The following is an 18,680-nucleotide window of genomic DNA, read 5'->3' on the forward strand; positions in this document are numbered from 1 at the left end:
CTGCGGGGCCGGACCGGCGAGGTCTTGACCGACGCGAAGAGGCGGAGGGCGGCTGGCGCCGCCCTCCGGTCGATGATCGTCAGTTGACCTTGGGGTTCAGCAGTTCCTGCGACCGGGCGTCGTTCATGTTCTCGGTCGTGATGAGGTTCGCGCCCGTATCCACGGTCTTCTCGACGCTCTCCTTCTTGGAGGCGGCGAGCGCCGTCTTGATGCCGTCGTAGCCCATGCGATACGGATCCTGCACCACGAGGCCGGAGATCACGCCGTCCTGAAGGAAGCTGACCAGGCGCTCGTCGCTGTCGAAGCCGATCAGCGCCAGCTTGTCCTTCACGCCGTTCTCCGCAACCGCCTGCCCGGCGCCCTGCGCCATGATCAGGTTGGAAGCGAAGATGCCGACGAGGTTCGGGTTGGCGGTCAGAAGGTCGGTGGTGATGTTGAGACCCGTGGCGGCCTGGCCGTCGGCGTAGCGGTCGGCGACCAGCTTCAGGCCCGGATGCTTGGCGAGCTGCTCGATGAAGCCTTTCTTGCGCTCCTCCAGCGAGCCGGCGTTCGGCGTGTTGGTGATCAGCGCGACCTCGCCCTCTTCCTTGCCGGTCTTGGCCTTAATGGCCGCCGCAAGGCCGTCGGCGGCGATGCGGCCGCCCTGGACGTTGTCGGTGGTGAGGAACGAGGTGAAGGCGTCCGAATCGGCGCCCGAGTCGATGCCGATGATCGGAACGGACTGAGCCGCCTCGGTGATCGGGGGGCCGAGAGCGGTGCGCTCGGTCGGCGCGATCACGATCGCGGCGGGGCTACCCGCCACGGCGTTCTCCAGGATGGAGATCTGGCCGTTGATGTCGGTTTCGGCCTGCGCGCCGAGCTCGGGAACGTTGACGCCGAGATCCTTGCCGGCCTGACGCGCCCCGGCCAGCACGATCTGCCAGTAGAAGGAGGTCGTGTCCTTCACGATGATCGGGATGGTGGGCTGCTGGGCCATGGCGGCGCCGCCCGGCAGGGCGAGGGCCATCGTGGCCGCGGCGATTCCGGCGAGCGCGAGCCGGCGAGTGATGTTCAGTCTGGTCACAGAGATTTCCTCCACCAAATAGACCGTTCTTTACGGTTCTTATTGATAACAGTATAGTTGAACCGTATCCATGGTCCGGTTGATTGGCAAGTGCTTTTCAACCGGAAACATTAAGTATACGGCGGTTTACAGCACGCCTGTCTTCAGGATGAGGTTACCGTAATGGCGTGTCTCCCCGGTCGCGACGATCAGGCATGCGGTCTTGGCTCGCTCGTAGAACGCGAAGCGTTCCAGCGAGCGGATCGGGAAGTCGCCCGCACGGCGGCGCACGACCTCGGCGAACTCTTCGGCGATCGGCGGCACCGCGGCAGGGTCGCCGACGACCTCCATGCGGAATGCCGCGGCGTCCACGAACGTATCGAGCGGCAGATGGGTCAGGATCGCGTCCGCCGCCGCCACCGCGTCGACGCCGTCGAGGCGCACCACGCGCGGTCCCAACGAATGCGAGGGAAAGTTCGCGTCGGAGATCACCAGTTCGTCGCCGTGGCCGAGGGAGCGCAGGGCGTGCAGCAGGTCCGGGCCGAGCAGGGGATGGATGTCGCGGAGCATGCCGTCCTTCCTCAGATGTTGGTCCAGCCGCCGTCGATCGAGACGGCCTGGCCGGTGACGAAGCCGGACTCGGGCGCCGCCAGGTAGACGGCGAGCGCCGCGATCTCCTCCGGCCGGCCGAGACGGCCCATGGGCTGGCGCGCGGCGAAGGCGAGGCGGGCGGCGTCGAGATCGCCCGTGGCGCGCATCCGGTCTTCCAACGAGGGGCTTTCCACCGTGCCCGGGCAGATCGCGTTGGCGCGGATGCCCTGGCCCACGAAGTCGGCGGCGACGGACTTGGTGAGCCCGATCACCGCGGCCTTGGACGCGCCGTAGACGAAGCGGTTGGGCGCGGCGATCACGGAGGAGGCGACCGACGCGATGTTGACGATGGAGCCGCCGCCGCCGTCGATCATCGCCGGCAGGAATGCGCGAACCATGCGGTACATCGACTTCACGTTGAGCTCGAAGGCGAAGTCGAACTCCTCTTCCGTGCAGTCCATGATCGTGCCGGAATGCACGAAGCCGGCGCAGTTGAAGAGGATGTCCGCGCGCCCGGTCTCCTGCGCGAAGGCGGCGATCGCCGCGCCGTCGCGCACGTCGAGGCGACGGGTCGTGATGCCCGGTTCGGACTCGAGCTCGGCGAGGCGCTCGGCGTTGATGTCGGTGGCGATCACCTCGGCGCCCTCGCGGGCGAAGGCGAGGGCGGTGGCGCGGCCGATGCCCTGGGCGGCGGCGGTCACCACGGCACGCTGGCCTTTCAGACGTTCGGTCAAATGCGCTCTCCCCTGGGCATTGCGGCGCGCGGCGGCGCCGGATCGATGGTGTCCGACGGTGCCGCGATCGGCGCGGCCAGCGCGGCGCTGATGCGCCCTGCCGCGCGCGCGACCTCGTCGGCCAGTTCCTCCGGCTCCACCGGATTGTGCAGGATGCGCAGATGGGGGCAGGTCAGCGCGGCCACCGCGCCCGTGTCCTCAGGGTCGAAGATCGGTAGCGACACGTCCGTCACCCCGTCGGTGATGCCCGAGGCGCGCACGATGCGCCCGGCGCGGCGGAACCGGTCGAGCCGGGCGTCGAGATCGCCGAAGTCGAAGCCGGGCTCCTCCTCGGCGATCGCGGAGAGCGTGCGCTCGCGCCGCCGCTCGCTCATGAAGGCGAGAAGGCAGTGGCCCGAACCCGTGCGCACCAAGGGCTGGCGGTAGCCGATGCGAACCGAGAAGCCGATATGCGACACGCTTTCCGTCCGCGCGATCACCACCATCTGCGTGCCGCTGGGCACCGCGAGATGGCAGGAATAACCCGTCGTCTCGGCGAAGTCGCGCATGACGGGCAGGGCCGCCTCGGTCAACGAGCGGTGCAGCGGACGATTGAGCCCGAGCCGGAACAGCTTGTCGGCCACCACGAACCGGTCCGTCCCGGCGCGGTCGAGATAGCCCCGCGCCTCCAGCACCGCGACCATGCGGAAGATCTCGCTGCGCGTGCGTCCCAGCGCGTCGGCCAACTCGCCGAGATTGAGCGCCGCCCGCGTGCTCGACAGGTGCTCCAGGATGTCGAGACCCTTCTCCAGCGCCGGGGCGCTGTAGCGGGCTCCATCCTCGGAAAGCGTTTCCTGTCGGTCGATTGACATGCGGTTCCGCTGGTGATTTCAGTTTTCATATATGAACAGGAACCGAACGGCATGTCCACCACAATTATCAGCCACGAAACCTTCGACATCCGCTTCGCCACGTCCATGAAGCTGGACGGGTCGGACGCGATGAATCCCGACCCGGACTACTCCGCAGCCTATGTGGTGCTGCGCACCGAAGGGGCTCTGGAAGGGCATGGCCTCGCCTTCACCATCGGGCGGGGAAACGATCTCGTGACGCTGGCGATCCGCGCGGCGGCCGACCGCGTGGTGGGTATGTCGATCGAGGAGGTCGCCGCCGACATGGGGGCGTTCTGGCGGCGAATCACCGGCGACAGCCAGTTGCGCTGGCTGGGGCCCGACAAGGGCGTGATGCACATGGCGATCGGCGCCGTGGTGAACGCGGTCTGGGACCTCTGGGCGAAGAGCGTGGGCAAGCCGGTCTGGCAGCTCCTCGCCGACATGACGCCGGACGAGGTGCTCGGGCTCGTGGACTTCCGCTATCTCGGCAACGCGCTGACGCGCGAGGAGGCCCGCGCGATCCTCGAGCGCGCGGCCGAGGGCAAGGCGGAGCGGCTGCGGGTTCTGGCCGAGCGTGGCTATCCGACCTACACGACGTCGGCCGGCTGGCTCGGCTACGACGACGACAAGATGCGCCGGCTCTGCCGCGAGGGCATGACCGAGGGTTGGACCCACTTCAAGCTCAAGGTCGGGCGGGACTTAGAGGACGACATCCGGCGCTGCCGGATCGTGCGCGAGGAGATCGGGCCGGATCGGACGCTGATGATCGACGCCAACCAGGTCTGGGAGGTCGGCGAGGCCATCGACTGGGTCAACCGGCTGGCCGAGTTCCGCCCGTGGTTCATCGAGGAGCCGACCTCGCCCGACGACGTGCTCGGCCACGGCCAGATCAAGGCGGGCGTCGCGCCGATCAAGGTGGCGACCGGCGAGATGTGCCAGAACCGCATCATGTTCAAGCAGTTCCTCCAGGCGGACGCGATCGACGTGGTGCAGATCGACGCCGCGCGCGTCGGCGGGCTGAACGAGAACCTCGCGATCATGCTGATGGCCGCCAAGTTCGGAAAGCCGGTCTGCCCGCATGCCGGCGGCGTCGGCCTGTGCGAATACGTTCAGCATCTCTCGATGATCGACTACCTCGTGGTGTCGGGCACGATGGAGGGGCGTGTCGCGGAGTATGTCGACCACCTGCACGAGCACTTCGTGCATCCCTGCGACGTGCGCGGCGGCCGCTACATGCCGCCGCAGGCGCCCGGCTTCTCGATCGAGATGAAGCGCGCCTCGATCGAGGCGCACCTGTTCAGGGGCTGAGCTGGGCCGGCGCGGCGACGAGAAGGCCGCCGCGCTCGCGCTGGAGATAGCGCGCGGTCATCGACACCGCCGCCACCAGGAGGCCGGACGCGAGGCCCCACCACACGCCGACGCCGCCCCAGCCGACCGGGAAGGCCAGCGTGTAGGCCACCGGCATGCCGACGGCCCAGTAGCTCGCGACGGCGATCAGCATCGGCGTGCGCGTGTCCTTCAAGCCGCGCAACACGCCGTTCGCGGTGACCTGCGCGGCGTCGATGAGCTGGAAGGCGGCGGCCACGGCCAGAAGCGGCACCGCCGTCGCCAGCACGACGGCCGCTTCCGGCTGGCCGAGGTCGAGATACAGGCCGATCAGGCGCTCGGGCATCAGCCAGAACAGGAGGGCCGCGAAGAAGGCGATGCCGATCGCGACCATCATCGCCACGCGAGCGGCGCGCGCGACGTCGCCGGCGCTGCCCCGCCCGTAGGCGGAGCCGACGCGCACGGTCGCCGCGCTGGAAAGGCCGAGCGGGATCATGAACGAGGTGGAGGCGAGCTGCAGCGCGATACCATGGGCCGCGAGTTCCACCGTGCCGATCCAGCCCATCATCACCGACGCGGCGGTGAACAGGCCGACCTCGGCCACGATGGTCGCCCCGATCGGCCAGCCGAGGCGCGCCACCTCGCGAAGCGCCTCCCAGTCCGGCAGGTGGAAGCGGCGCCAGAGGTCGTAGGGCGCGAAGGCCGGAACGGCGCGCGTGTAGGCGATCAGGCTGAGAAGGACGAAGGCGGAGGTCGTGACCGAGGCGATGCCCGATCCGGTGAGTCCGAGCGCCGGCAGGCCGAAATGGCCGAAGATCAGCGCGTAGTTGGCGAAGGCGTTGACGATCGCCCCGGCCACCGTGGCCACCAGCACCGCGCGCGGACGCTCCAGCGCGCTCAGGTACGAACGCAGCACGAAGGTCGCCAGATAGGGCAGCATCGACCACTGCAGGATGCGCATGTATCGGCCGCCGAGTTCGGCGACGCGCGGGTCCTGGCCGAGGGCCAGGAAGATGTCGCGGGTGAACCACAGAGGCACCATCGCGATCGCGCTGAAGATGCCGACCGCCCACAGTCCCATACGCACCGACCGGCGCACGGCGCGCGTGTCGCCCCGCCCGTTCGCGGCCGCCGCCATGGGCATCACGGCGTAGGCGAGGCCGGAGCCGAACATCCAGAACACGTAGAAGGTCTGCGACGTAAGCACGGCGGCGGCGAGTTCCACCGGGCCGAGCCAGCCGATCAGCACCGTGTTCGTCACGTTGATCGACATCTGCGCGAGCTGCGCGCCGATCAGCGGGATGCCGAGCACGAGCATGGCGCGCAGGTGCGCCCGCCACGAGGCGGTCGCGGCCGCGATGGGTGTATCGTCCCGTTCGAGCGCGACCATGGTCCCGTCTCCTCCGCCGCCCAGCCGGCGGTAGCGGGTGGGTAGCTCCGGGTCGCCGCGCTGTCCAGCGCGCCGCCGAAGCGGCCCGACGAGCCGGATGCTGCGGCGCAGCGACGAATTCCTGCGGACATGCGCGCGCGCTCGGCCTACTTGATTGACAAGGCTGGAGCCGTTCGAAATAACGCAGACAATTGGCGTGCCGGTTGTCCGGCCCGATGGCGCGTCCCGATCCGTGGGGCGTTCCGATTGTTGACCTCAAGTTGCGTGGAACGGCGATGGCTCTGCGAATTCTCCAGGTGAAAGACGCGAACGGCGCGGTGCTCGTGGTCGCGGCCGGCGACGAGGGCGCGGGCCATGTCGTGCCGGGCTTCGCATCGTCCTACGACCTGGCGCAGGCTGCCGTGGCGAGCGGCTCCACGCTGGCGGAGGAGGTCGAGCGCGCCGGCCGGGGCGAGGCCGTGGACCTCGACGCGGCCCTGGCCGAAGGCCGCATGCTGATGCCGATCCACCATCCCGATCCGGCCCATTTCATCGTGGCCGGGACCGGCCTGACGCATCTCGGCTCGGCCGACGGTCGCGACAAGATGCACAAGGCGCAGGCCGGCGAGCAGCTCACCGATTCCATGCGTATGTTCCGCATGGGCCTCGAGGGCGGAAAGCCGGCGGCGGGCGGGATCGGCGTGCAGCCGGAATGGTTCTACAAGGGCGACGGCTCGTGCCTCGTGGGTCCCGGCGAGCCGCTGACCTCGCCGGTCTTCGCGCAGGACGGAGGCGAGGAGCCGGAACTGGCCGGCATCTACCTGATCGGCGCGGACGGAACGCCCTTCCGCCTCGGCTTCTGCCTGTCCAACGAGTTTTCCGACCACGTGGTCGAGCGTGGCAACTACCTCTGGCTCGCCCATTCCAAGCTGCGGCAGGCCTCGCTCGGCCCGGAGCTCCTGGTCGGCGCGCTGCCCGATCATGTGGAAGGCACCTCGCGCATCCGCCGCGACGGCGAGCTCGTGTTCGACAAGCCCTTCCTGTCGGGCGAGGCGAACATGTCGCACACGATCGCCAATCTCGAACACCACCATTTCAAGTACGACCTGTTCCGCCGGCCCGGCGATCTGCACGTCCACTTCTTCGGAACGGCAACGCTGTCGGTCACGCACGGCGTGAAGACGCAGGCCGGCGACCGGTTCGAGATCGAGGCGCGGCCGTTCCGCCTGCCGCTGGTCAACCCCCTGGCCGAGACTCCGGGGACGGAAGCCCCGGTCGCGGTTCGGGCGCTCTGAGTCGCGCCATGACCCTGCGCGTCGCCATCGTCGGTCTCGGCAAGATTGCCCGCGACCAGCACGTGCCCTCGATCGCCGCCGTGGACGGCGTCGAGCTGACCGCCGTCGCCAGCCGCAACGCCTCGCTCCCGGGTGTCGCCTGCTTCGCCACGCTGGACGAGATGCTGGAGCGCGCCGATCTGTTCGACGCCGTCGCCCTGTGCACGCCGCCCCAGGTGCGGCACGGGCAGGCGCTGGCGGCGCTTTCGGCCGGCAAGCACGTTCTTCTCGAGAAGCCGCCGGGCGCGACGGTGAGCGAGGTCGCACCGCTCGTTGCGCTGGCGCGGCGCAACGGCGTGGTGCTTTTCGCCACCTGGCATTCGCGCTTCGCCCCCGCGGTGGAGCCGGCCCGCACCTTTCTCGCATCCACCACCGTCCGCTCGGTGCGGATCGAGTGGAAGGAGGACGTGCGCAAGTGGCACCCCGGTCAGGAATGGATCTGGGAGCCGGGCGGTCTCGGCGTGTTCGACCCCGGCATCAACGCCCTGTCGATCATGACGGCGATCCTGCCGCGTCCCGTGTTCCTGACGCAGTCGGACCTGTTCTTTCCGGCCAACCGCGCGGCACCGATCGCCGCCTCGCTCGCCTTCGCCGACGGTCACGGCGTGCCCGTGGCGGCGGAGTTCGATTGGCGCGAGACCAGCGGCGAGATCTGGAACATCGTGGTGGAGACCGACGCCGGCACGTTGACCGTGGCGGACGGCGGCAAGCGGATGCGGGTGGACGGCGCGCTGCGCGTGGACGAGCCGGACCGTGAATACGCCGCGATCTATCGTCGCTTCGCCGGGCTTGCCGCCGACGGCGCGGTGGACGTCGACCTGTCGCCGCTCCAGCATGTGGCCGACGCGTTCCTTCTCGGCCGCCGCCGGGTCGTGGACGAATTCGTGGAGAGCTGAGGTGAGCGAGGCGTCCGGGATCGAACGGCAAGACTTCGGCCGCCTGCCCGACGGGCGAGCGGTGGAGATGGTGCGCCTGCGCGCCGCCGGCATCGAGGCCTGCATCCTGACATACGGCGCCACGCTCCAGACCCTCCGGGTGCCCGATCGCGACGGGCGGATGGACGACGTGGTGCTCGGCCACGACGCGCTCGACGGTTATGTCGCGACGCGCGACTTCTTCGGCGCCACGATCGGGCGCTTCGCCAACCGCATCGCGGACGGTCGCTTCGCGCTCGACGGCGAGCGGTTCCAGATCCCGCCCAACGACGGGCCGAACGCGCTGCACGGCGGCGGCCCCGAAGGCTTCGACCGCCACCTGTGGACGATCGAGGAGACGGGCGGCGGCGATGCACCTTTCGTCGGTCTCTCGCGCGTCAGCCCGGATGGCGAATGCGGCTTTCCGGGACGGCTGGAGGTTCGCGTCACCTATCGGCTGCGCGCGGGCGAGATGGAGATCGCCTTCGAGGCGAGCACCGATCGTCCGACGGTGGTGAACCTCACCAACCATGCCTTCTTCAATCTCGGCGGCACGGAGAGGGTGACCGGCGTTCTCGCCCACGAGATCGCGATCGAGGCGGACCGCTTCCTTCCGGTGGGCGAGGGGGCCATTCCGCGCGGCGAACCGGCACCGGTCGAAGGAACGGCCTTCGATTTCCGCGTCCCGCGTGCGATCGGCGAGCGCATCCGCGCGGAGGAAGAGCAGATCCGCCAGGGGCGAGGCTACGACCACAACTGGTGTCTGCGCGGCGCCTCGGGCACCGAGCCGAGGCTGGCTGCGACGCTGCGCGACCCCGCCAGCGGTCGGGTCATGGAGCTTCTGACCGACCAGCCGGGCGTCCAGTTCTATTCCGGCAACTTCCTGGACGGCACGGCGGTCGGCAAGCATGGCCTGTCGTATCGCATGGGCGATGCCGTGTGCCTGGAGCCGCAAGGCTTCCCCGACGCGCCCAACCGGCCGGACTTTCCCACCGCGCGGCTCGACCCGGGCGAGACCTACCGCCACCGGTCCATCTACCGCTTCACGCATGCCTGACGTTTCAGGCCTCGGCCCGAGGGCGCTGAGGCCGAAGGAGAAAGACCCATGTCGAACGACCTGACGACCAAGATCGAGGGAACCGACGAGTTGACCACGGCGGGCGGCAGCCGAGGTCACGGCCGTGCCGGCACGACGCTGCGCTCGCGCGCCTGGTTCGACAATCCCGACAACGCCGACATGACCGCGCTCTACCTCGAGCGGTACATGAACTTCGGCCTCAGCCAGGAGGAGCTCCAGTCGGGCCGCCCGATCATCGGCATCGCGCAGACCGGCTCCGACCTATCGCCCTGCAACCGCCATCACCTCGAACTCGCCAACCGCCTGCGCGAGGGCATCCGCGAAGCGGGCGGCATCGCCATCGAGTTTCCGGTCCATCCGATCCAGGAGACCGGCAAGCGGCCGACCGCCGGCCTCGACCGCAACCTCGCCTATCTCGGCCTCGTCGAGATCCTCTACGGCTATCCGCTGGACGGCGTGGTTCTGACGGTCGGCTGCGACAAGACGACGCCGGCCTGCCTCATGGCGGCGGCCACGGTGAACATCCCCGCGATCGCCCTGTCGGTCGGCCCGATGCTGAACGGCTGGTTCCGCGGACAGCGCACGGGCTCGGGCACCATCGTCTGGAAGGCCCGCGAGCTGATGGCCAAGGGCGAGATCGACTACGCCGGCTTCGTGAAGCTCGTGGCGTCGTCCGCTCCGTCCACCGGCTACTGCAACACGATGGGCACGGCCACCACGATGAACTCGCTGGCCGAGGCGCTGGGCATGCAGCTTCCCGGCTCGGCCGCCATCCCCGCGCCCTACCGCGATCGGCAGGAGGTGGCCTACCGCACCGGCCTTCGCATCGTGGATATGGTGCGCGAGGACCTGAAGCCCTCCGACATCCTGACCAAGGACGCCTTCGTCAACGCCATCCGCGTCAACTCCGCGATCGGCGGCTCCACCAACGCGCCGATTCACCTCAACGCGCTGGCCCGGCACATCGGCGTCGAGCTGACGGTGGACGACTGGCAGACCTACGGCGAGGAGATCCCGCTGCTCGTCAATCTCCAGCCGGCGGGCGAGTATCTGGGCGAGGACTACTACCATGCCGGGGGCGTCCCGGCCGTAGTGAACCAGCTCATGGGGCAGGGGCTGATCCGCGAGGACGCGCTGACCGTCAACGGCCGCACCATCGGCGACAACTGCCGGGACGCGGCGATCGAGGACGAGAACGTCATCAAGCCGTTCGACAAGCCGCTCAAGGCGAAGGCCGGCTTCCTGGTGCTGAAGGGGAACCTGTTCTCCTCGGCGATCATGAAGACCAGCGTCATCAGCCAGGAGTTCCGCGAGCGCTATCTCGACAATCCGGCCGATCCCAACGCCTTCGAGGGCAAGGCCGTGGTGTTCGACGGACCGGAGGACTACCACCACCGGATCGACGATCCCGCGCTCGGCATCGACGAGCACACGATCCTCTTCATGCGAGGAGCGGGCCCGGTCGGCTATCCCGGCGCGGCCGAGGTGGTGAACATGCGCGCACCCGACTACCTCATCAAGCAGGGCGTCACCTCGCTCGCCTGCATCGGCGACGGGCGGCAGTCGGGCACGTCGGGCAGCCCCTCCATCCTCAACGCCTCGCCCGAGGCGGCGGCCGGCGGCAACCTCGCCGTGCTGCGGACGGGCGACCGCGTGCGCATCGACCTCGGTCGGGGCACGGCCGACATCCTGATCGCGGACGACGAGCTGGCCGAGCGCCGCGCGGCCCTGAAGGCCGAGGGCGGCTACAAGTATCCCGATCACCAGACGCCGTGGCAAGAGATCCAGCGGACGCTGGTCGGCCAGATGGAGACGGGCGCGGTTCTCGAGAACGCCGTCCAGTACCAGCGCATCGCCCAGACCAGGGGCGTGCCCCGCGACAACCACTGATGTCGCCGATGCAGGACGAGGCGAACGGCACCAAGGGGGCGGGCGACGCCGCCCCCCTCCACATCCTGGAGGCTCCCGCCTGCCATCTCGGCGAGGGGCCGACCTACGATCCCGCGAGCGACACCGCCTGGTGGTTCGACATTCTCGGCAAGCGGCTCTTCGAGAAGCCGTCCGCGAGCCCGGAGGTGCGCGTCCACGACCTGCCGCTGATGGCGAGCCAGCTCTGCACGGTGGACGACCGCACGCAGCTCCTCGCCACGGAAAAGGGCCTCCATGTCCGCGACGTGGCCTCCGGCCGCCTGACGCCGCATACGGCGCTGGAAGCCGACGAGAGCGACACGCGCTCCAACGACGGCCGCGTCCATCCGTCGGGCGCGCTCTGGATCGGCACGATGGGTCGCAAGGCCGAGATGGGACGGGGCTCCATCTACTGGTTCCGTGGCGGCGAGCTGCGCCGCCTCTACGCCAGCGTCTCCATTCCCAACGCCATCTGCTTCTCGCCGGACGGGACGGTCGGATACTTCGCCGATACCGCTCGCGGCGATATTCACCGCGTGCCGCTCGACCCGGAGACCGGGCTGCCCAGCGGTGAGCCGGCCGTTTTCGTTCCGGCCGGCGCCTTCGGGGGCGGTCCGGACGGCGCGGTGACGGACGCGGAGGGCAATGTCTGGAACGCCCGTTGGGGCGCGGGGCGCATCGAGGTGTTCTCGCCGGACGGGCGTCACCTGCGCTCCCTCGCCGTGCCGGCGCGCCAGCCGAGCTGCCCCGCCTTCATTGGCCGTCACCTCGACCAGCTTCTGGTCACCACGGCCTACGAAGGCATGGACGATGCCGAGCGGGCGGCCGATCCCCATGCGGGCCGCACGCTGATCGTCCAGGCGGGTGCCAAGGGCGTCGCCGAGCCGCGCGTGCGTCTCGCCCTATGAGTGCCGCCGCCTTCGCCCTCGTGGATTGGGGCACCACGTCGTTCCGCGCCTGGGCCTGTGCGGCGGACGGCACGGTGCTCACCGAACGCCGGGCGCCCGACGGGTTGACCGCCGTCACGGACGGGGACTTTGCTGGCGTCCTCGAGCGGCATCTCGCGGCGATGGGCGTCGGCGCCGGCGTGCCCGCCGTGCTGTGCGGCATGGTCGGCTCGCGCACGGGCTGGACCGAGGCCGCCTATCTGCCCGTACCGACGGTGCTGGAAGGCCTGGCGAACCGTGCCACCGCCGTCTCCTGCGCCGGCCGTCCGGTCCACGTTCTTCCCGGCCTCGCCCAGCACGGCGAGGCGCCGGACGTCATGCGCGGCGAAGAGACGCAGCTTCTCGGCGTCGTCGCGGAGGGGTTCGACGACGGCCTCGTCTGCATGCCCGGAACCCATTCCAAATGGGTTCGGCTGGAAGGTGGCACCGTGTCGGGTTTTGCGACCTTCATGACCGGCGAGCTGTTCCAGCTCCTGCGCAGTCACTCGATCCTGAAGCAGGCGGTGGAAACCGACGCGCGCCTCCAGCCCGACGATCCGGGTTTCGCCGAAGGTCTCGCGCTCGGTCTCGGGCGACCCTCCGAGGTCACCAACGCACTGTTCGCCCTGCGCGCAGGCTGGCTGCTCGAAGGGATCCCGCCAGCCCGTCAGTCCGCCCGCCTGTCCGGGCTCCTGATCGGGCTGGAATTTGCCGGCGCGATGGCGCGGCTGGGCCGGCCGACCCGTGTCGCGCTTCTCGCGTCGGGCCCGATCGCCTCGCTCTACGAGGCGGCCTTCGAGGCGGCCGGGCTGCGGCTGGACCGGCGGCTCGACGCGGACCTCTGCGTGCGGCACGGCCTCCTGTCCGCCGCCCGAAGCCTCCACCCCGATCGGAGTTCCCCATGAGCCATGTCCCTTCCCGCGTGGCCTGGCCCTCGCTGCGGCGGTCGCTGGTCGCCATTCTGCGGGGCATCCGGCCCGACGAGGCCGAGCCCGTTGTCGCCACGCTGATCGAGGCCGGCTTCGAGGCGATCGAGATCCCGCTCAACTCGCCGGACGCCTTCCGCTCGATCGCCTCGGCCGTGCGTCTCGGCGGCGCCGGCCACTACATCGGCGCCGGTACGGTGCTGACGCCAGATGACGTGGACCGGCTCGCCGAGGTGGGCGGTCGCCTCCTGGTCTCGCCCAATGTCGATGCGTCGGTGCTCGGGCGGGCGGCGTCGCACGGCATGGTGACGATGCCCGGCGTGTTCACGCCGACCGAGGCGTTCCAGGCGATCGCGGCTGGCGCTTCGGCACTGAAGTTCTTCCCCGCCAGCGTGCTCGGGCCGTCCGGCGTTTCCGCGATCCGCGCCGTGTTGCCGAAGGATCGCGAGATAGGCGTGGTGGGAGGGGTGTCCGAAGCGGACTTCGAGGGCTACGCGGCCGTCGGCGTGCGCACCTTCGGCCTCGGCTCTTCGCTCTACAAACCGGGGATGACGGTTGGGGAGATCCGCGAGCGAGCCGACAAGGCCGTCTTGCTCTACGACCGCGTTTGCGGTTTACGATAAATCAGAGTGCAGAAAAAATTCATTGGCGAGCTGTTCGCCGATGCGTTAATTCATCAGACAATTGGTCGTTGCTGCCTCGACTGGGTGGTGGAGGCGGAGACACCGAGAAGCGCGGGCCCGGCCCGCGGCGGTTCGAAGAACTCGGCGCGAGGGGTTCGCGCTTTCGGACGCAGGCTGCGGCGGCGTCGCGATGGGAGGAAGAGCATGATTCGAATGAAGACCCTGCTGGCGGCGGTGGCCCTTGGCGCGATGACCCTTTCCGGTGCCGCGTTCGCACAGGAGAAGGGCACCGTCGGCGTGCTGATGCCGACCAAGGCCTCGGCCCGCTGGATCGCCGACGGCGACAACATGGTGAAGCAGCTGCAGGAGCGTGGCTACAAGACCGATCTGCAGTATGCCGAGGACGACATTCCGACGCAGATCAGCCAGCTCGAGAACATGGTCGCCGCCGGCGTCCAGTCGCTAGTGATCGCCTCGATCGACGGAACCACTCTGACCGATGCGCTCCAGCAGGCGCACGACAAGGGCATCAAGGTCATCGCCTACGATCGCCTGATCCGCAACTCGCCCAACGTCGACTACTACACGACCTTCGACAACTTCCAGGTCGGCGTGCTCCAGGCGCAGTCGATCGTGCAGGGTCTCAAGCTCGAAAGCGCGGAAGGGCCGTTCAACATCGAGCTGTTCGGCGGCTCGCCGGACGACAACAACGCCTTCTTCTTCTACAACGGCGCGATGAGCGTGCTGCAGCCCTATCTCGACAGCGGCAAGCTCGTGATCCCGTCGGGCGAGACCGGCATGGACCGCGTCGGCACGCTGCGCTGGGACCCGGCCGTGGCGCAGGCTCGCATGGACAACCTCCTGTCGTCCTACTACGGCGACAAGAGCGTCAACGCGGTGCTCTCGCCCTATGACGGCCTGTCCATCGGCATCATCTCGGCCCTCACCGCCGTGGGCTATGGCTCGGGCGACAAGGCGATGCCGATCGTCTCCGGCCAGGATGCGGAGGTGCCTTCGGTCAAGTCGATCGAGAACGGCCAGCAGTACTCGACCATCTTCAAGGACACCCGCGAACTGGCCAAGGTGACCGTCGACATGATCGACGCGATCGGCCAGGGCAAGGAGCCCGAGGTCAACGACACCAAGACCTACGAGAACGGCGTGAAGGTGGTTCCGGCCTACCTGCTGAAGCCGGTCCTGGTGACCAAGGAGAACATCAAGCCGGTGCTGGTCGACAGCGGCTATTACACCGCGGACCAGATCAAGCCCTGATCCGATCCGACGGGGTGGGGCGCCCGTAGCACCCCGCCTTCCGCATCGCGGGGGGCTTCGGCCCCCCGTTCCGTCGTTCCGAAACGCTGGGATCGAACGCTTTGGCACCGATACTCGAGATGCGCGGCATCACCAAGACGTTCCCGGGCGTGAAGGCGCTCGACAACGTCAACCTCGTCGTCCAGACGGGGGAGATCCATGCGATCTGCGGCGAGAACGGCGCCGGCAAGTCGACGCTGATGAAGGTGCTCTCCGGCGTCTATCCGCACGGCACCTACGAGGGCGACATCCTCTACGACGGGAAGGTCCGGTCCTTTCGCGGCATCCGTGATTCCGAGCATGTCGGCATCATCATCATCCACCAGGAGCTGGCTCTGGTGCCGCTCCTGTCGATCGCCGAGAACATCTTCCTCGGCAACGAGATCTCGCGCGGCGGCGTCATCGATTGGGACGAGGCGTTCCGCCGCTCGGACGAACTCCTGGCGCAGGTCGGGCTTTCCGAACCGCCCACCACGCTCATCAAGGACATGGGCGTCGGCAAGCAGCAGCTCGTGGAGATCGCCAAGGCGCTGTCCAAGAAGGTGCGCCTCCTAATCCTGGACGAGCCCACGGCGAGCCTCAACGAGCGCGACAGCCAGGCGCTTCTGGATCTTCTCCTGGAGTTCAAGAAGCAGGGGCTGACCTCGATCATGATCAGCCACAAGCTGAACGAGATCTCCCGCGTCGCCGACTCCATCACCGTGATCCGCGACGGCTCCACCGTCTCGACCCTCGATTGCAAGGCCGGGGTCAGCGAGGACCAGATCATCCGCGACATGGTGGGCCGCCAGCTCGACGACCGCTATCCGCCGCGCCATCCCAAGATCGGCGAGGTCCTGTTCGAGGTGAAGGGCTGGAACGCCTATCACCATCTCAACACCCAGCGGCACATCGTCCGCGACGTCTCCCTCAGCGTGCGCCGGGGCGAGATCGTCGGCATCGCGGGCCTGATGGGCGCCGGCCGCACCGAGCTCGCCATGAGCATCTTCGGGCGATCCTACGGTCGCAACGTCTCGGGCGAAGCCTTCATGCACGGCAAGGCGGTGGACGTGTCCACCATTCCGAAGGCGATCGGGGCCGGGCTCGCCTACGTCACCGAGGACCGCAAGCAGTACGGCCTGCTCCTCGAGGACGACATCCGCCAGAACATCTCGCTCGCCAACCTGCCCGGCATCGCCAAGAACGGCGTCGTCGACGAGGACCGCGAGCGCAAGGTGGCGGAGGACTACCGCTCCAGCCTGCGCATCCGCTCCTCCGACATCTTCCACAAGACGCTGAACCTGTCGGGCGGCAACCAGCAGAAGGTCGTCCTGTCGAAGTGGCTGTTCTCGAACCCAGAGCTCCTGATCCTCGACGAGCCGACGCGCGGCATCGACGTCGGCGCGAAGTTCGAGATCTATTCCATCATCGAGCGGCTCGCGGGCGAGGGTAAGGGCATTTTGATGATCTCGTCGGAGATGCCCGAGCTTCTCGGCATGTGCGACCGGATCTACGTCATGAACGAAGGACGCTTCGTGGCCGAGATGCCGCGCGGCGAGGCGACACAGGAAAGCATCATGCGCGCCATTATTCGGACCGCAGGGAGGAACGCGGCATGAGCATCAAAACCGTGGAGGCCCCCGGCGGACAGGGGAGCGGAGCGAGCCTCGACTACTTCAAGAGCCATCTTCGCGAATACGGCATGCTGGTCGCGCTTGTCGCGATCATCCTCTTCTTCGCCGCCTATTCCGCGGCGACTGGGCGCCCGACCTTCGTGTCGGCCTCCAACCTCACCAACCTGTTCCTCCAGAACAGCTACGTCATCATCATGGCGATCGGCATGCTGCTGATCATCATCACAGGCAACATCGACCTGTCGGTCGGCTCGCTGGTCGGCTTCGTCGGCGCGGTGGGCGCCGTCCTGATGGTGCTTTATAACGTGCCGGTGCCGCTGGCGGTGCTGATGTGCCTCGTCGTCGGCGCGGTGATCGGCGCGATCCAAGGGTATTTCGTCGCCTTCCTGCGCATCCCGTCCTTCATCGTGACGCTGGCCGGCATGCTGGTCTTCCGCGGCCTCACCTTCATGACGCTCGGATCCTCGTCCTCGATCTCGCCGATCCCGCCGTCGCTGCGCGCGATCTCGACCGGCACGATCCCGGACGTCCTGCCGGTGTTCGGGCTCGCAAACTCGACCACCCTGATCCTCGCCATCGTGCTGGCCGTCGGCTTCGCCCTGTTCGCGATCTCGAAGCGGTCCGCCAAGGGGCGCGTCGGCCCGGTGGCCGAACCCGTGTCCTTCTTCTACGGGCGCGTGGCGCTGGTCACCGTCGCGATCCTGTTCATGGGCTACCTGCTGGCCACCAATCGCGGCCTGCCGAACGTCCTGATCCTGATGGCGGTGCTGATCGCGATCTACGCCTTCGTCACCTCCCGCACCACGATCGGCCGCCGCGTCTATGCGGTCGGCGGCAACGAGAAGGCCGCCAAGCTCTCGGGCGTGAAGACCGAGCGGATCGTGTTCCTGGCCTTCGTCAACATGGGCGTCATGGCCGCCATCGCGGGCCTCGTGTTCTTCGCGCGCGTCGGTTCGGCCACCGCCAAGAACGGCACGGGTCTCGAGCTCGACGTGATCGCGGCCTGCTTCATCGGCGGCGCTTCGGCCTATGGCGGCGTCGGCAAGGTGACCGGAGCTGTGATCGGCGCCTTCATCATGGGCGCGCTCAACATGGGCATGCAGACGTCCATGCAGCTCTCGATCGACTACCAGCAGCTCGTGAAGGGTCTGGTGCTGCTCGCGGCGGTCTGCTTCGACGTGTACAACCGCAACAAGGCCTGATCCGGCGGATCGGATCATGGGCGGGCGCCGGGAAGCCGGCGCCCGCCCATTTGCATTGCCGGCGGGGCCGCTGGCGGTTGCGGGCCGGCGTGTCGGCGGAGTAGGGGACATCGGTAGCCGTTTCGGAGATCGTCATGCCCAACAGCCGCGCCGACGTCACGACCCAGCACGCAAGTCGCTATCTCCAGCAGCTTTGCAAGCATTGGGCTCACAAGTTTTCCGTCGAGTTCGATCCCCATCGGGGCACGATCGAGATGCCCGCCGCGCGGATCGCGCTGGAGGCGCGGAACGACCGCTTGCTGGTGGACGTGAATGCCGAGGATGCCGCCGCGCTGGAGCGGATGGAGGGCGTCGTCGCCGAACACATCGTGCGCTTCGCCTTCCGCGAGGACCTCGTCTTCGACTGGACGCGCGAAGGCTGACACGGTCCTGATCGCGCCTGTGCGAGGGACTTTGGCTCCTCGTGCAGCACGCCGCTTCACGAAATATGCTGCAACGCCGACATCCGCGTTCGAGCATCCGGACCATGGATAGCACCGGAGCATCACGCATACGCGCCGAGATCGGGTAGACCTGCATCCAAACAGTGGGTTGCGAGCATTCGTTGAATGCTCCTGTGAGGTCTCTCCGGCGGAGGCGGTCGGTACATTCTCGGCGCCGTGCCGGAGTGTCTCGCGACGATCGGCGGGCCCACCGCGTGCTGTCCGCGCCGGGCCGCGACCCGTCGGATCGCGTTCACTCACCCAAGCAGGATTGCTCACGCGTTCAGGCGTGCGACCCTTGCGACCTGGGCTCCACTGCCGACGCCCGTGGACGAACCGCGGGCCGGGCGGCACCCCGCCTCGCCACGGAGCCGTTGCCATTCCAGAGCTATGCGTCCGGCTGTCGACATGCGCGGCGAGGAAAAACGT

General features: G+C 68.3%; 17 protein-coding genes. 12 read left to right on the plus strand and 5 right to left on the minus strand.

Annotated features, from left to right (window positions below; translation table 11 throughout):
• Window positions 1–79: 79 nt before the first annotated feature.
• From D3218_RS00755 to D3218_RS00770, 4 genes are all read right to left on the minus strand, one after another.
• Window positions 80–1,006 carry an ABC transporter substrate-binding protein gene (locus D3218_RS00755; protein WP_119538450.1) on the minus strand — a complete coding sequence of 309 codons (927 nt, stop codon included), beginning with the start codon at window positions 1,004–1,006 and terminating at the stop codon, window positions 80–82.
• Between the two features lie 183 nt (window positions 1,007–1,189).
• A complete protein-coding gene (locus tag D3218_RS00760) occupies window positions 1,190–1,612 on the minus strand; it encodes an RbsD/FucU family protein (RefSeq protein WP_119537990.1) in 423 nt (140 codons plus the stop codon).
• An 11-nt stretch (window positions 1,613–1,623) separates the two neighbouring features.
• The gene (locus D3218_RS00765; protein WP_119537991.1) at window positions 1,624–2,367 is read right to left on the minus strand and encodes an SDR family oxidoreductase; all 744 of its coding nucleotides are present in this window, start codon (window positions 2,365–2,367) and stop codon (window positions 1,624–1,626) included.
• Window positions 2,364–3,218, minus strand: coding sequence for an IclR family transcriptional regulator (locus tag D3218_RS00770; RefSeq protein WP_119537992.1), 855 nt, complete (start codon window positions 3,216–3,218; stop codon window positions 2,364–2,366). The genes D3218_RS00765 and D3218_RS00770 overlap by 4 nt, the downstream gene beginning before the upstream one ends.
• Before the next feature lie 51 nt (window positions 3,219–3,269).
• Here D3218_RS00770 and D3218_RS00775 point away from each other — a divergent pair, with 51 nt between their 5' ends.
• On the plus strand, window positions 3,270–4,547 hold the full coding sequence (locus D3218_RS00775) for an L-fuconate dehydratase (RefSeq protein WP_119537993.1): 1,278 nt from the start codon (window positions 3,270–3,272) through the stop codon (window positions 4,545–4,547).
• Here D3218_RS00775 and D3218_RS00780 read toward each other — a convergent pair.
• A complete protein-coding gene (locus D3218_RS00780; protein ID WP_119537994.1) occupies window positions 4,537–5,955 on the minus strand; it encodes an MATE family efflux transporter in 1,419 nt (472 codons plus the stop codon). The two genes, D3218_RS00775 and D3218_RS00780, sit on opposite strands and share 11 nt — an antisense overlap.
• Window positions 5,956–6,230: 275 nt before the next feature.
• Here D3218_RS00780 and araD1 point away from each other — a divergent pair, with 275 nt between their 5' ends.
• The 11 genes from araD1 (at window position 6,231) to D3218_RS00835 (ending at window position 18,191) form a co-directional block, all read left to right on the plus strand.
• Complete coding sequence (gene araD1 / locus D3218_RS00785; protein WP_119537995.1) at window positions 6,231–7,229, plus strand: AraD1 family protein; 999 nt, start codon at window positions 6,231–6,233, stop codon at window positions 7,227–7,229.
• Between the two features lie 8 nt (window positions 7,230–7,237).
• Window positions 7,238–8,164, plus strand: a complete 927-nt coding sequence (locus tag D3218_RS00790; protein WP_119537996.1) for a Gfo/Idh/MocA family protein — start codon at window positions 7,238–7,240, stop codon at window positions 8,162–8,164.
• A gap of 1 nt (window position 8,165) precedes the next feature.
• Complete coding sequence (locus D3218_RS00795; protein WP_119537997.1) at window positions 8,166–9,239, plus strand: aldose epimerase family protein; 1,074 nt, start codon at window positions 8,166–8,168, stop codon at window positions 9,237–9,239.
• A gap of 48 nt (window positions 9,240–9,287) precedes the next feature.
• Entirely contained in the window at window positions 9,288–11,150 is a 1,863-nt protein-coding gene (locus tag D3218_RS00800) for an IlvD/Edd family dehydratase (protein ID WP_245414865.1), read from the plus strand.
• Window positions 11,150–12,076 carry an SMP-30/gluconolactonase/LRE family protein gene (locus D3218_RS00805; protein ID WP_425359276.1) on the plus strand — a complete coding sequence of 309 codons (927 nt, stop codon included), beginning with the start codon at window positions 11,150–11,152 and terminating at the stop codon, window positions 12,074–12,076. Before D3218_RS00800 ends, D3218_RS00805 begins: the two co-directional genes overlap by 1 nt.
• Window positions 12,073–12,999 carry a 2-dehydro-3-deoxygalactonokinase gene (locus D3218_RS00810; protein ID WP_119537998.1) on the plus strand — a complete coding sequence of 309 codons (927 nt, stop codon included), beginning with the start codon at window positions 12,073–12,075 and terminating at the stop codon, window positions 12,997–12,999. The genes D3218_RS00805 and D3218_RS00810 overlap by 4 nt, the downstream gene beginning before the upstream one ends.
• On the plus strand, window positions 12,996–13,643 hold the full coding sequence (locus tag D3218_RS00815; protein ID WP_119537999.1) for a 2-dehydro-3-deoxy-6-phosphogalactonate aldolase: 648 nt from the start codon (window positions 12,996–12,998) through the stop codon (window positions 13,641–13,643). The genes D3218_RS00810 and D3218_RS00815 overlap by 4 nt, the downstream gene beginning before the upstream one ends.
• 204 nt (window positions 13,644–13,847) lie before the next feature.
• Window positions 13,848–14,915 carry a multiple monosaccharide ABC transporter substrate-binding protein gene (chvE, locus tag D3218_RS00820; RefSeq protein WP_119538000.1) on the plus strand — a complete coding sequence of 356 codons (1,068 nt, stop codon included), beginning with the start codon at window positions 13,848–13,850 and terminating at the stop codon, window positions 14,913–14,915.
• A gap of 119 nt (window positions 14,916–15,034) precedes the next feature.
• Entirely contained in the window at window positions 15,035–16,552 is a 1,518-nt protein-coding gene (gene mmsA, locus D3218_RS00825) for a multiple monosaccharide ABC transporter ATP-binding protein (RefSeq protein WP_119538001.1), read from the plus strand.
• On the plus strand, window positions 16,549–17,769 hold the full coding sequence (gene mmsB / locus D3218_RS00830; RefSeq protein WP_119538002.1) for a multiple monosaccharide ABC transporter permease: 1,221 nt from the start codon (window positions 16,549–16,551) through the stop codon (window positions 17,767–17,769). The genes mmsA and mmsB overlap by 4 nt, the downstream gene beginning before the upstream one ends.
• A gap of 134 nt (window positions 17,770–17,903) precedes the next feature.
• Window positions 17,904–18,191: a DUF2218 domain-containing protein gene (locus D3218_RS00835; protein WP_119538003.1), complete on the plus strand. Its 288-nt coding sequence runs from the start codon at window positions 17,904–17,906 to the stop codon at window positions 18,189–18,191.
• Window positions 18,192–18,680: the final 489 nt, after the last annotated feature.

Origin of the sequence: Aureimonas flava, assembly GCF_003583935.1 — a bacterium.
In the GTDB taxonomy this organism is placed as follows: Bacteria; Pseudomonadota; Alphaproteobacteria; order Rhizobiales; family Rhizobiaceae; genus Aureimonas; species Aureimonas flava.

What these genes read in the sequence shown, in the direction of transcription:
- D3218_RS00755 (WP_119538450.1), bottom strand. Translation starts at nt 1,006, where the DNA reads ATGGCCCTCGCCCTGCCGGGCGGCGCCGCCATGGCCCAGCAGCCCACC.
- D3218_RS00800 (WP_245414865.1), top strand. Translation starts at nt 9,288, where the DNA reads ATGTCGAACGACCTGACGACCAAGATCGAGGGAACCGACGAGTTGACC.
- D3218_RS00770 (WP_119537992.1), bottom strand. Translation starts at nt 3,218, where the DNA reads ATGTCAATCGACCGACAGGAAACGCTTTCCGAGGATGGAGCCCGCTAC.
- mmsB (WP_119538002.1), top strand. Translation starts at nt 16,549, where the DNA reads ATGAGCATCAAAACCGTGGAGGCCCCCGGCGGACAGGGGAGCGGAGCG.
- araD1 (WP_119537995.1), top strand. Translation starts at nt 6,231, where the DNA reads ATGGCTCTGCGAATTCTCCAGGTGAAAGACGCGAACGGCGCGGTGCTC.
- D3218_RS00835 (WP_119538003.1), top strand. Translation starts at nt 17,904, where the DNA reads ATGCCCAACAGCCGCGCCGACGTCACGACCCAGCACGCAAGTCGCTAT.
- D3218_RS00810 (WP_119537998.1), top strand. Translation starts at nt 12,073, where the DNA reads ATGAGTGCCGCCGCCTTCGCCCTCGTGGATTGGGGCACCACGTCGTTC.
- D3218_RS00780 (WP_119537994.1), bottom strand. Translation starts at nt 5,955, where the DNA reads ATGGTCGCGCTCGAACGGGACGATACACCCATCGCGGCCGCGACCGCC.
- D3218_RS00815 (WP_119537999.1), top strand. Translation starts at nt 12,996, where the DNA reads ATGAGCCATGTCCCTTCCCGCGTGGCCTGGCCCTCGCTGCGGCGGTCG.
- D3218_RS00760 (WP_119537990.1), bottom strand. Translation starts at nt 1,612, where the DNA reads ATGCTCCGCGACATCCATCCCCTGCTCGGCCCGGACCTGCTGCACGCC.
- chvE (WP_119538000.1), top strand. Translation starts at nt 13,848, where the DNA reads ATGATTCGAATGAAGACCCTGCTGGCGGCGGTGGCCCTTGGCGCGATG.
- mmsA (WP_119538001.1), top strand. Translation starts at nt 15,035, where the DNA reads ATGCGCGGCATCACCAAGACGTTCCCGGGCGTGAAGGCGCTCGACAAC.
- D3218_RS00790 (WP_119537996.1), top strand. Translation starts at nt 7,238, where the DNA reads ATGACCCTGCGCGTCGCCATCGTCGGTCTCGGCAAGATTGCCCGCGAC.
- D3218_RS00805 (WP_425359276.1), top strand. Translation starts at nt 11,150, where the DNA reads ATGTCGCCGATGCAGGACGAGGCGAACGGCACCAAGGGGGCGGGCGAC.
- D3218_RS00775 (WP_119537993.1), top strand. Translation starts at nt 3,270, where the DNA reads ATGTCCACCACAATTATCAGCCACGAAACCTTCGACATCCGCTTCGCC.